The following is an 11,930-nucleotide window of genomic DNA, read 5'->3' on the forward strand; positions in this document are numbered from 1 at the left end:
TTCCTTACTAATGGTAGAGTTATGCACTTTCGAGTGCGTCAAATGGCCCTTCAACCCAGACCTGATTATGGGTAAACAGGTTAAGTAACTCCATGGGTCTGGAACTGGCGAGCTCGGAAAAAGAGGTTTCCCAGATATTTCGATGGGAGCGTACTTTAATTAGCCTGTGTTTGTCCTGTTGCCAGTTAAGTGGCAGGAAGACGCACTTCTCCTTGGCTTTTTGTCCATATAGTTTGTCTTTGGCAGACAAAAATACGAGGTTACGTCGTTGGGTTTGCGCGAGCTGGGATTCTTCAACACAATAGCGTAATGACGCTCTAAACCAGTTAGGAAAAGCCTCGCCTGCGGCCGTGCTTTGCCCTAAATCACTTTGGTGGGTTATTGATTTTGTTTTGTTTTCACCTGCCGATAGTGTGCTGGTTTGATGATGCCAGGTGTGCAGCGCATCTATGCTCATACTCCTATATTGCAATATGGGCAGTTTATCGATAAACGCTGGCAAATCATGGTTTTCACTGCGTTTAAACTGAGCATAGACCCGGTGTAGTTGGCCCAGCGTCGCGAGCCGTGCAACGACCAACTCTGGCCGGTTTAGCCCAAACATCTCAATGCTGGTATACCCCTTACTTAGCTGTGCGATTTTTTCCTGGCCTAAAGACTGAAACCACTCAGCAAAGCCCGGTAATTGAGATAAGTCAGGGGCGTGTTGTAAAATCTCAGGGTGAGACCAGATCTTTTTTTCAGCCTCGGCAAAACTCATCGCGCCTGTATCCATCAGATAAGCACAGAGTAAATCGAAGGGGTAGGCGCGAGCTGTAACGGGGTCGAAGCGAATGTAGTGTCTGGGCTCATCCGAATAAGGGCTGACGAGCAGAGGTTGCTCCTGGTCAATACTCACCGCCGGGAGGCGTTGGCCAATGAGCGGAAATCGACCACCTTTGTATTTGTCGTTGCAAGCATCGCAGACATAGATCAGGTTTTCCTGTTGATAGGCCAGCGAGTAGTAGGGCGAGCATGTGACAACCGGGGTTTGTTGTGCAGAGGCGCTTTTTTCCAGTAATTCAACAGGCCTGATATGACCTATTTTACCGGCATTGGTTGCTGATAAGTAGCTCTCACAGTAGCCACAGCACCCTTGATTTAAATGCTGAAAATGTGACTTAAGGTGTTCTGCTGAGAACAACGCCGTATCAAATGCGCCGTAATTAAATCCGGTCTGAACCGTATCATTGGGTTGGTCACCCGCTCTGAGTGTGATTAACACCAGGTTGTCTACTAAGTCAGGAGCGTAACCTTCTTCAATGAGTTGCTGGCGGTCCTCTGTCGTCAGGGTATGGTAAATAGGTGCATCAACCAGGCGAGTGATTAGCTCTTTCATTTGCCGGGTTGCGGCAGCGGTTTTTACTTTCTCATCAGGTAACCAGGCCACAGGTTTAAAGTTGATTTTGATCATCGCATGCTATTCCTGTTGCGAAGGGCTATTCGCCCCCGGGCTCAGCGGCTGGTTGTGTTACCTCTTGCTCAAAGGCTTGGTTTTGCTGCATTAATTGTTGTTCCATGTTTTTAAGGGTTGCTTCCATGGCTTGTTGTGCGGCTTCTGCACTTTTTTTTGCGGCCAGCTCCTGCTCAGTAAAGACCTGTTTCATATGCGCATTTTGCGCCTCCAGGTGATCAGCTTGCTGTTGTAATTGCGATTGTATCTGGTCGTCCTGATATGTATTTAAAGTGCCCTCAGCCAGATTTTGATCTTCGCTCTCAGCAGTTTGTGTATGTGAAACCGTGTTTTCGAGCGCCTGACTAATCAGGGACAGGTGTTGACGGGATTGGTCAACAAGTTGTGATGACTGTTGCAATGACTGATCTATTGTTTGTCTGGCACTGGCCAGCATGGTATCTATGTCTGACAAAATGGTATTTAATTGCGTTGGCATCACTGCCTGAGACAGCTGTTGAAATGCGGCTTTCTTTGGTTGCGTCGAGTTCATGGTAGTTCCTTTAATTAAGCGGCTACTGGCCAATGATTAAACAGGCTTAAACACCCCTGACTATCCACATTGAGTACGGCTTCACTGTGGTGCAGGTTAAACAGGTAATGCCGACATTCCCCTGCCTGACAGATATAGCTGTCGCTGGCCAGCGTATTTATCAATGCACTTTGCAATGCGGTGAGGTAGTCGTTTGCTGCCTGTACTACATCGGCTTTATCCAGGTCAATATTGAGCACTACATTGAGTAAACCAGCGCTAAAACTGCTAAACCCAAGGTTTTTACCGCCTTCATGCCATTGCTTGATTGCATTGTGTAAATCTATGGCTTGCAGTTCATATGTGACAACCGGCGAATCCAGGTTATTGATAACAACCGGGGCGAGCATTGCGACCAAATCATCAGGGGAGCCCGTATGCCCGTGTCGACTGTTCTTCCAGGCCAGGTAGACACAAAAGTAGTGGGCAAACTCGCTGAGGTTCTGCGCTTGTTTGGTTGCCCATTGACAGGCTGCGATCACGAGCTGATTAGACAATTCGTAGGTTTCTTCGCTAAAACATATTACGCTGTACAGTGTTAGCTGATCTTTGAAAGAGGCACCCCAGCCAAGCGCGTGGTAATTCAGGTTGTAGCGTCGGTAAAATAACGCAATCTTGTTTAGATTAGCGCTGTCTACTAAACGATATTTGCTTAGGACCCCCGTCAATCTTGCTTTGTCTATATCTGACTCATGACTACTGAATACTGCTAAATCCCTCAGGTCATTGGTGCTTAGTTCGAGCAACTTTTTAACATCTACCGACAAGGGGATTTTATGCAGATATATCAAAGTTGAGTTCATCAGCCCCAGATAGAGCTGCTCAACAAACTGTGCTTCAGAAGAAAATGACAGGGTATCACTTTGCTGGATTAATGCGTTGACGCTTTGCTCTCCCTGACTGAGAAACTGGATCAGTGTCTGAATCTTGTCCGAAAACTGATCTAATTGCTCGATCTCTTTATTATTTACTATGATCGTCATAATTGCCTCTTTAGCCGACACTGTACTGTCGGCGTCTACCTAGCTACCGCCACTTGGAAACTTTTCCAGCAAATCGCTTGCTGAGCTACCTACTTCGCCAAAGTTTTTGGTGCCATTTTCAACCATTTTATTTGCGGCTTCAATAATGCCTGTGAACTCTTGTACATTCCCGGTCGCGAGCATCTGGGAAATGGCCACACCCATAGCTGTAGTTGCCATTGTGTTGATATTCCTAAGGTTATCTGTGGCGTCCTGGATTGCTATGGCCGTCGATTGCGAGACCGACTGATAGGCTTTCCCCGCACCCGAGAGCTTGTTTAGCTCACCGCTCAGACTGGCATTTTTTATAATATCCAGTGATGCCTGTGTCGATGGCCCGACATTGGTTAACTCGTTCATATGCTGTGCCTCTTTAGATTAATCTTGTGCCGTTAGCGCCCCTAAGATTGTGGATTATCTTTCGCATCGGTGTGTTGTTTAAGCAGCTCCTGAACGAGTGCTTCTATTTGACTCAGATCTGCCTTTTCATCGGGCGCCTGTTTTTTCTCGGGCATGGGTGGTGATTGTTGCAGCATCTTTGCGCAACTGGCCGCCACTGCTGCTGAGGCAGATGTTTGCGCATTTTGCTGCGTGGAAATGGCGTTAAACATCGACATACCTATGGTTTCAGTTGCGGCGACATTAAGCATACCCATTGACTGCACGGGGGCAGAGCCCATCAGCAGCGTATTTACTTGGTTTACCGAGTCGGTAATTTGGTCATTGACTGTACTCATAAAGACTTTCCTCGTTATCCTGGTTTAATTGCAGCAGTGCCCACAGCTATCATGAGTGCACAGCATTGCGCGACAGCCGCGCTGGATGTAACCTGGCTTCTTGCTTCGTTTTGAACTGCATTTTCCATCAGCAACGAAATTGAATGGCCCATTGAAGTTGACGCCGCCGCCAGCGAAAAGGCTTGTGCATTAAAGGTATTTAGCACTATATGTCCCCCTTATATGTAGCGGGTGTGAACCAGACGAAAGAGGTACTGATAGCCAGTATCAGTACCCTGACCGACTTAACGGAATACGCGTGAAATGCCTTCCGCCGTCGTCGCTGTGTTAAGGCCCAGTAAGGTATCTACGCCTTGCACAAGCGCAGCCTGAGCAGTTACGCTATTGTTTTGCTGGCCAGATGTCGCATTGTGTGCGGCATTTGATAACGCCTGGCTGGTCGCAATCATAAAGTTACCTGTGGCGACAGCAGGTGCGTCCCCCAGTACTTTAGTGTTCACTTGTGAGACTGAATCGGTAATTTGACTGTTTACAGCGGTTGGAAATGCCATAACTATTTTCCTTTTAGAGTTTTATATAATGGGCAACACAGCCCGGTTGTTGTTGACTGAGTCGACTTTGTTACGCAAAGATCTTGCTGGTGGCGACGCCAGTCGTTGCAGTGTCAATGGAGTAAAGAATATTCACACCCATTGTTGTTACCGCTTGCGCGGTAATATTTGCCTGTTGTTGTGCAGCGGTTGCATTGTGTGCTGCATTAGCCAGCGCTTGTGAGGTTGCCTGGAACAAGTTACCCATCGCAATGGATGGGGCATCGCCCAGCACCTGTACATTGGCTTGTGTAACAGAGTCTGTTATTTGACTGTTTACCGCGGTTGGAAAAGCCATAGTGTCGTCCTTATTAGTGTTTACAAATTCAGCCTGTGTTCCGGCTGTCATAATCGGTGTAGGTGAACTGTTATCCGGTATTTACCCGTATGCCAACGTGTTTAATGGTCGTGAGCAAGCCCGGACATAGGATCTTAGTTACCTAACCCAGCTACGGGTTGTCTTTGCGGTTGCAAAATACGCTTGGTGGCGCTTCCGGTTGCAGCTGTATCGATAGAGTAAAGCGTTGTCACGCCCATCGTAGTTGCTGCCTGGGCTGTCATTGCAGCTTGTTGCTGCGCAGAAGTTGCGTTGTGCGCCGCATTGGCTAATGCCTGAGATGTTGCCTGAAACAGGTTGCCCATAGACATAGCGGGCGCATCACCCAGTACTTTGACATTGGCTTGAGTGACGGAGTCCGTAATTTGGTCGTTAACTGCGGTTGGAAATGCCATAATTTCACCTATTTGCTTTGAGTTTTGATTGAAAATACGATTCTTGTGTTCGGCTCATGGGGTCTTCATGGAGTCGTCCAAACACTGAAATCAGTATAATCAAAGCCCACTAGTGGGAATTGGCAGTAACGCTTAACCTGATTGGTATATCTGCGTGACAAGTTGGTAGATTTGTTGATGTCTGTTAGTGCTGACAATAGATATCATCAGCACCAGGTTCGTTGGGCTGCTAGTGTTTAGTCCTCTGGTCACGGTAAACACCGGGGCTGACACCCACGACCGATTTGAACTTTCTGACAAAAAAGCTTAGATCAGAAAAGCCAACATCATCACACACTTCAGTTACCTGGCTGTATGGATCTTCCCGTAACAGGGCCATTGCCGTTTTGATTCTGATCCTCAACAAAGTTTGTTTGAATGACTGACCTACGTAGCGTTTGAATAAAAATGACAGGTGAGAAGGGCTGACACACGCATAGCTGGCAACCTCGCTCAGGCTAAGTGGCTTTTTGAAATTTTCATCTATATATTCCAGCGCCCGGGCGAGCGCCGGATGAGGTTTACTGGCCGCTTGCAATTGAATAACCGGGGCGGGATACAGATCTGAGTCTGTATGCTGAGATTCAAATTCATGTGGGTCTTCGCAGGCCGTCAGAGATTGAATTAATGCGCTGAATTCATCGTTTACTTGCTTTGCTGAGACGGGCTCTAGTGTCTCTGAATATTGATTTTGTGCATCATTCATAGCGGGAAAGATCTTAACCAATGTCGGTTTGGTGATTTCCTGCTGATGACTCAAAAAAGACAGCTTATCCAGGCAACGCTTAAGTTGTTTTGCATTGTGTGGCCAGCAGTAGTTTGTCAGCAGCGCCATGGCTTGTTCATCTAATTGAAGCTTTGCGATGTGCTGGCAGGTTGATTTGTAGTGGTTGAACAGCGCCGGTATGTCTTCCCGTCGCTGTGCCAGCGTGGGGATACTCAGCTCAAGGCAATGATAATGTAGCCAGTTTAAAAATGAACTTTGCTGTGTCTGTGTTAGTGCTTGTTGGTGCTTTTGTATTGTTGTTGACGTTATCAACCTCGGTGCCTGGGCATTGGTGTTGAGGTTAAGCCAGTAGTCTTTGATAGCTTCTGCCTGGTCATTAGTTAACGCATCTATGTTTTTCAGGTATAGCGTGCCTCTCAGTGATTGTGAAATAAGCGCATCCAGTTGTGTGACTGCACACCTGCCGTCCCAATGGTTCACACATGAAATTATCAGTGGCTGTGATTCGGTCTTGCCCATTTGATGCAGATGACTGACTGCTAAGTGTTTACCGCTGCCTGGCTGGCCAATGATATGGACAGGCAGATTGCATTGAGCGAGCAGGCTGATTTGCTGTTTTAAACTAAAAAGAGCGTCACTACTGCCAATCCAGGGCTGTGTCTCGGGTGTTACTTTTATAAGTGTTGACATGGTATTTCCTTGTTTTCAGAGTGTATGAAAAACAGGCGCTTCCAGCGGGGGCTGGAAGCGCATGCCGTGTGGTCAAGGAAAATGTATTTTTTTATGTGCCCCGATATTGGGTCAGTTACTGGTCACTTGATTCGGGCATTGATTGGGATGATGGTGCCTGGGGTAGGTGTACCAGCTGAATTCACTGTGTGTTGTCTGGCTCTTGAGTGCTTCCTGAACAAGCGGATGTACAAAGCAAAAGTGTTCATCACTTTGTTTAACCAGCCCGCTGCAGAGCATTTTGTGTAATACACATAGCGGCGCGCGGATTTTTTCATTGTCATTGAATTGTTGTAGTTGGTGGGTGTTGAAACATAGCCCAAGGCTGGCTGCAAACTTAAGCGTGCTGGCTACTTCACAGGGCATTGAGTTTAAGCAAGTGCGGGCAAAATGTTGTAGTGCATCAGGCAGAGTGACAACGGGATCCAGGTCAGATAAAAGTTGCTTCAGGAAGTAGGGGTTACCTTGCGCACGCGTTATGGCATCAGCTGTCTGTTCCCTGTGTTTATCAGGCACTTTGCCCTGGCAGAGTAACGTGTGATTGGCAATCTGCACCATGGTGTCCGGGTCTAACGGTTTAAGGATGATGGTGTGGGCATGGCTAAGCCATTTTGGTGGGTGAATAAAGGCGTGTTTTTGCTGCGCCGAAATAATAAATGCGATCGCTTGTTGAGCGTCACACGAGGTGAATAATTGAATGAACTGGAGTGCATTGGCTGGCAAGTTGTGTGCACCATCAATTACAATCACTGCCACTCCTTTGTGGTGTGCATAAGCGAGCAGGTTCCGCGCAACCTGTTTATCTAATTGTTTAACTCGAGTTTGAGATAACAGAGTAAGCGTATCAGTTTCACACTGAGTTAAGTTGTTGCCCAGCCATTGACGTAAGCGCAATGTGCAAAGTGCACTGCTGGCTATCAGGTCTATTTTGTGGCGAATGTCATGGCTGGGCGTTGTATCATTGACAGACATGAGTGCTTTGATAAAAGACGGCATAGAGAAAGGGGATTGCGCGTTTTCAGTCGAAGCATCACATGAAAAAATAAGGCTGCGTTTACCCGCTGTGGTCAGTTGTGTGGCAAAAGTAGTCAGCAAGCTGGTTTTCCCGGCGCCTGTCATCCCTTGCAAATAAAGCGTTTGCAACGCACAGCGGTTGAGCGCCAGATTGAGTACAGAGTGGAGGTGATTGAGCTCCCAGTCTCTGCCATAGCAGGGATTGGGCATATCTTTTACTAAATGACGATAAATCCAGGGGGGCGCATCGGTATCGTTAATGAGTGTGTCAATACTGACCTGAAAGTAATTGGCAAGGCTCTGTATAGTGCGACCGAGTACTTGTTTTCCAGCTTCAGCACGCTTTATTGTGGAAACCGAAACAGGCAATCGTCTATTACTGCACTCTTGGGCAAGCTTCTCCCGGCTAAGTGCTTTTTTTTCTCAGCAAACGCAGAGTTGTTTTATTTACTGCAATTCTTCCGTGGCTGGAAGTGTTCATAGTTAGCTCCTTTGGCATGTATTTAATTATTACGACATTATTACTATCAAATTATTTACTACCCATGTCTTTAATTTTATTTTTATGTTAATAGCTTTGGTATTACAAGTTATTACACCTACTTTTAGGGTGTTTATAGGCGAATAGGTATTTTTGCTTGCTGGTGGGTGCTCTCGAAGGCTCGTTTGAAGCAATTTAAATGGGAGTATTTGCCTGTCTTATGTATTTTTGCACGCGCTTTAACCGCAAATAAAAACGACATGTTTAAAGATTTTTAAATTTTCTTGATCTTTGTTTCACAAGGGTGCGTATTGCTCGATTGTTGACCACCTTTGATGGAGAAGAACGTGAAAGCACTGATAAAAATAATGTTTATAAGTAGCCTGGCCTTGCTCGCGGCTTGTTCCGACGACGATAACGAAGTCGTCATTACACCACCAGAAGAGAACTCGGTTTATGATGCTGCAAAGGCTGCTGGTAGTTTTAATACGCTGGTAGCGGCGATTGACGCTGCGGGTCTGACGTCAACGTTAGACAATACCTCGAACACCTTCACTGTGTTTGCACCGACTGATGCAGCCTTTGCTGTACTAGGAGAAGAGGCCATCAATGGCCTGCTCGCAGACCCGGATACCCTGAGTAAAATACTGACCTATCATGTCCTTGCGTCAGAAGTAAAAGCGGAAACAGCGCTTACCCTGGCCGGGCAGACAACTGAAACTGTGAACGGCGCTAAGCTCGCTTTGTCGCTGTCGGGTGAGAATCTGCTTATTAATACGGCGACAGTCACACAAACCGACATCATGACAGACAATGGCGTGATCCATGTCATTGATGCTGTCTTGATGCCACCCAGTGACGCAACGTCAACAGCGAATATTGCACAGGTCGCGACACAGGCGGGCAATTTTACAACCCTTCTGAAAGCGGTCGAAACAGCGGGATTGACCAGCGCACTCACTGGCAGTGACGAGCTGACCGTCTTTGCTCCAACCGATGCCGCTTTTGCTGCATTGGGCACGGCAACCATAAACACCTTACTGGCAAATCCTGATGTGTTGGGCAGTATACTCAAGCAGCATATTGTGTCGGGTAAAGTAGACTCTGTGACCGCTATGTCGTTGAACGGCAAAAATGCTACGACACTGGAGCAAAACCAACAAAGCGTCGCGATTGATGCAGCAACTGATATGCTGAAATTTGCTGGTGTAACGGTAACGCAAACCGACATTCCGGCTTCTAACGGGGTGATTCATGTGCTGGATGCCGTGGTCGTTGGCGATATTAGCGTACCTGAATCTTTGGGTCTCATTCCTGAGGTCGCAGCAGGTGCTGGTTCATTTAACACTTTACTGAGTTTAGTAACCGCGACAGGGCTGGATGCAACACTCGGAGATCCGACTACCAAATTTACTGTCTTTGCGCCCACTGACGCTGCCTTCGCTGCGCTAGGTCAGGAAACACTAGATGCGCTGGCCGCAGACACCGACAAGCTAAAAGATATTCTACTTTATCATGTCGTGGCAGGGCAGAGTGTAATGTCAGATGCCGCAGCGGGGATTGCCTCGTCAACAGATAATATGGTGGCTATGGCAAATGCCGACAAAAGTGCTTTGAGCATAGTGGATAGCATGCTGTTCATTGATGACGCTGTTATTCGCACCGCCAATGTGAAAGCAGACAATGGCGTTATTCATGTACTCGACAAAGTGATCATGCCTCCTATGGACAAAATGGCCAGCGAAAAAACCATTGTAGATGTCGCGGTTGAAACAGATGACCTGTCAACGTTGGTCACAGCACTTCAGACGGCAAATCTGGTTGAAGCGCTATCCGATACCACTAAGCAGTTCACCGTTTTTGCGCCAACTAATCGTGCATTCCAGAAAATCCCGGCGGCAGATCTGACTGCATTGTTGGCTAACCAGGCTGGTTTAACGCAAGTGCTGACCCAGCATGTGCTACCGCTGGAAGCATCGTCTTCACTGGCTTACAGCCTAAATGGCAAGCAAGTTGAAACACTGGCGACCAATATGCTGGACCTGAAAGTGGTTGATTTTGTCTCAACGGGCAACACTGAGAACGACATGGTGGCTTATGATGCAACCAACCAAAGATTGATATCTGGTGCCGGTGCAGCTATGGCAGGTAAAACATTGTACGTGTTCGATGATGACCTGACTTTTGCTAACAGCCAATGTGTTGATACGTGTGCGACCAACTGGCCACCTGTGATTGCAACGCAGGAGCAGGTCGCGAATATTCCGGGCTTGTCACTGATCGCCAGATTGGATGGAAGTATGCAGGCCGCCTATTTAGGTCGCCCACTGTATATGTTCGCACAAGACGTTAACCCGGGTGATGCAACAGGCCAGGGGGTGGGCGGAAAATGGTGGCAGGTGAGCCTACCCACGTCTGGTTTACAGGTTGAAGGTAGCAATATTACCCAGGTTGATATTTACACTGCGAATGGCGTAGTACACCTGATTGATACCGTTATCACTGCGGTAGATTAATTCCCTTCCTCACCTTTCCTATGAGGCTTTGGCGCAACGACCTTACTGTTGCGCCTTTTTTATCTGGTGATTATTCATCAAGCGTCAGAACAATTCTGCCAGTGATGTCATTATTGAGCATGTTATCAAAGACTTCGTTGATGGCTTCGAGTGGTTTGGTTTCAACAATGGCTTTAACTTTACCTTCTGCTGCAAATTGCAGACATTCAACCAGGTCCTGACGGGTACCGACGATACTGCCAACGACACTGACGCCCTTGAGCACAGTATCAAAAATGGGAATTGGCATTTCCTCCGGTGGCAGGCCAACCAGCACACAGACTCCACCACGTTTAACGCTATAAAAAGAAGCCGTAAAAGCTGATTTAGAAACTGCTGTACATACTACCGCCTGAACGCCGCCAAGTTGTTCTTGTATCGTGGTGGCAGGATCTTGCTGTGTATAATCCACGACCATATCGGCACCCAGAGAGCGAGCCAGAGCCAGCTTATCGTCGCCGCTGTCTACGGCCACGACATTAAGGCCCATGGCTTTGGCATATTGAATCGCCAGATGGCCTAAACCGCCCGCACCAACAATCGATACCCAATCACCCGGTTTTGCCCCTGAAACTTTAAGTGCTTTGTAGGTTGTTACGCCAGCGCAGAATAACGGTGCTGCTTCGACAAAAGGCACATTTTCGGGGATTTTAACTACATAATTGGCATCAGCTTTAGTAAATTGCGCATAACCACCATCGACCGAATAGCCACTATTTTGCTGCTGCGGACAGAGGTTTTCTTCTCCTTTTAAGCAGTGTTCGCAATGGCCACAGGCACTGTGCAGCCAGGGCACGCCAACTCTGTCTCCGAGGGACAAATGGGTCACATCGTCGGCCTTTGCCACGACTGTGCCCACGCCTTCATGACCTGGGATCAGAGGGAGTTTAGGTTTTACGGGCCAGTCCCCGTGACAGGCATGTAGATCTGTATGGCATACACCACATGCAGCAATTTCAACCAGTACTGACCCCGGGGTCAGTGACGGCTTGGGTACTGTTTGAATTTCTAAAGGTTGTTTAAATGCGTGAACGAGTGCGGCTTTCATAAGGGTCTCTCCTCAAGGGGTTAGCCACGAGTATAGAGATTTAAAACTGACATATTTTGATCCGGCGCAAACTCGCCAGCGACTGTGTATTCATTTTAGGTCCGTCATAGCGTCGCTAACTTTTGGTTAGAATGTAACGATTGTCATACACCCGGCTCAAGATATCTGTGCGTTTTCAAAAATAGCAACTAAACTTCATGCAAAATAGCAGCTTGTATTAACTTCCTGTCAC

General features: G+C 47.4%; 13 protein-coding genes. 1 reads left to right on the forward strand and 12 read right to left on the reverse strand.

Annotation, left to right across the window (positions count from 1 at the left end):
* Positions 1 to 19: 19 nt before the first annotated feature.
* From QNM19_RS00620 to QNM19_RS00670, 11 genes are all read right to left on the reverse strand, one after another.
* Positions 20 to 1,453, reverse strand: coding sequence for a hypothetical protein (locus QNM19_RS00620; RefSeq protein ID WP_049864061.1), 1,434 nt, complete (start codon positions 1,451 to 1,453; stop codon positions 20 to 22).
* A 25-nt stretch (positions 1,454 to 1,478) separates the two neighbouring features.
* The gene (locus QNM19_RS00625; protein ID WP_284026169.1) at positions 1,479 to 1,985 is read right to left on the reverse strand and encodes a hypothetical protein; all 507 of its coding nucleotides are present in this window, start codon (positions 1,983 to 1,985) and stop codon (positions 1,479 to 1,481) included.
* Between the two features lie 14 nt (positions 1,986 to 1,999).
* Complete coding sequence (locus tag QNM19_RS00630; protein ID WP_049864059.1) at positions 2,000 to 3,007, reverse strand: hypothetical protein; 1,008 nt, start codon at positions 3,005 to 3,007, stop codon at positions 2,000 to 2,002.
* 39 nt (positions 3,008 to 3,046) lie between these two features.
* Complete coding sequence (locus QNM19_RS00635; protein ID WP_010380813.1) at positions 3,047 to 3,406, reverse strand: hypothetical protein; 360 nt, start codon at positions 3,404 to 3,406, stop codon at positions 3,047 to 3,049.
* A 41-nt stretch (positions 3,407 to 3,447) separates the two neighbouring features.
* Entirely contained in the window at positions 3,448 to 3,783 is a 336-nt protein-coding gene (locus QNM19_RS00640; RefSeq protein WP_049864058.1) for a RebB family R body protein, read from the reverse strand.
* Between the two features lie 14 nt (positions 3,784 to 3,797).
* Positions 3,798 to 3,989, reverse strand: coding sequence for a RebB family R body protein (locus tag QNM19_RS00645; RefSeq protein WP_010380815.1), 192 nt, complete (start codon positions 3,987 to 3,989; stop codon positions 3,798 to 3,800).
* A 78-nt stretch (positions 3,990 to 4,067) separates the two neighbouring features.
* Complete coding sequence (locus QNM19_RS00650; protein WP_010380817.1) at positions 4,068 to 4,334, reverse strand: RebB family R body protein; 267 nt, start codon at positions 4,332 to 4,334, stop codon at positions 4,068 to 4,070.
* 70 nt (positions 4,335 to 4,404) lie between these two features.
* A complete protein-coding gene (locus QNM19_RS00655; protein ID WP_010380819.1) occupies positions 4,405 to 4,671 on the reverse strand; it encodes a RebB family R body protein in 267 nt (88 codons plus the stop codon).
* Positions 4,672 to 4,805: 134 nt separating this feature from the next.
* Complete coding sequence (locus QNM19_RS00660) at positions 4,806 to 5,105, reverse strand: RebB family R body protein (protein WP_049864057.1); 300 nt, start codon at positions 5,103 to 5,105, stop codon at positions 4,806 to 4,808.
* Positions 5,106 to 5,334: 229 nt separating this feature from the next.
* A complete protein-coding gene (locus QNM19_RS00665; protein WP_049864056.1) occupies positions 5,335 to 6,561 on the reverse strand; it encodes an AraC family transcriptional regulator in 1,227 nt (408 codons plus the stop codon).
* 111 nt (positions 6,562 to 6,672) lie between these two features.
* A complete protein-coding gene (locus tag QNM19_RS00670; RefSeq protein ID WP_049864055.1) occupies positions 6,673 to 7,983 on the reverse strand; it encodes an AAA family ATPase in 1,311 nt (436 codons plus the stop codon).
* A gap of 459 nt (positions 7,984 to 8,442) precedes the next feature.
* Between QNM19_RS00670 and QNM19_RS00675 the strand changes: the two genes are divergently transcribed.
* The gene (locus QNM19_RS00675) at positions 8,443 to 10,611 is read left to right on the forward strand and encodes a fasciclin domain-containing protein (protein WP_284026170.1); all 2,169 of its coding nucleotides are present in this window, start codon (positions 8,443 to 8,445) and stop codon (positions 10,609 to 10,611) included.
* A gap of 70 nt (positions 10,612 to 10,681) precedes the next feature.
* On the opposite strand, the gene adhP is transcribed toward QNM19_RS00675, so the two are convergent.
* Positions 10,682 to 11,698, reverse strand: a complete 1,017-nt coding sequence (gene adhP, locus QNM19_RS00680) for an alcohol dehydrogenase AdhP (protein WP_049864054.1) — start codon at positions 11,696 to 11,698, stop codon at positions 10,682 to 10,684.
* Positions 11,699 to 11,930: the final 232 nt, after the last annotated feature.

The organism is Pseudoalteromonas ardens, assembly GCF_030125445.1.
GTDB classification, from domain to species: domain Bacteria; phylum Pseudomonadota; class Gammaproteobacteria; order Enterobacterales; family Alteromonadaceae; genus Pseudoalteromonas; species Pseudoalteromonas ardens.

Coding starts and splice junctions, on each gene's coding strand:
- QNM19_RS00620 (WP_049864061.1), bottom strand. CDS start 1,453: ATGATCAAAATCAACTTTAAACCTGTGGCCTGGTTACCTGATGAGAAA.
- QNM19_RS00625 (WP_284026169.1), bottom strand. CDS start 1,985: ATGAACTCGACGCAACCAAAGAAAGCCGCATTTCAACAGCTGTCTCAG.
- QNM19_RS00630 (WP_049864059.1), bottom strand. CDS start 3,007: ATGACGATCATAGTAAATAATAAAGAGATCGAGCAATTAGATCAGTTT.
- QNM19_RS00635 (WP_010380813.1), bottom strand. CDS start 3,406: ATGAACGAGTTAACCAATGTCGGGCCATCGACACAGGCATCACTGGAT.
- QNM19_RS00640 (WP_049864058.1), bottom strand. CDS start 3,783: ATGAGTACAGTCAATGACCAAATTACCGACTCGGTAAACCAAGTAAAT.
- QNM19_RS00650 (WP_010380817.1), bottom strand. CDS start 4,334: ATGGCATTTCCAACCGCTGTAAACAGTCAAATTACCGATTCAGTCTCA.
- QNM19_RS00655 (WP_010380819.1), bottom strand. CDS start 4,671: ATGGCTTTTCCAACCGCGGTAAACAGTCAAATAACAGACTCTGTTACA.
- QNM19_RS00660 (WP_049864057.1), bottom strand. CDS start 5,105: ATGGCATTTCCAACCGCAGTTAACGACCAAATTACGGACTCCGTCACT.
- QNM19_RS00665 (WP_049864056.1), bottom strand. CDS start 6,561: ATGTCAACACTTATAAAAGTAACACCCGAGACACAGCCCTGGATTGGC.
- adhP (WP_049864054.1), bottom strand. CDS start 11,698: ATGAAAGCCGCACTCGTTCACGCATTTAAACAACCTTTAGAAATTCAA.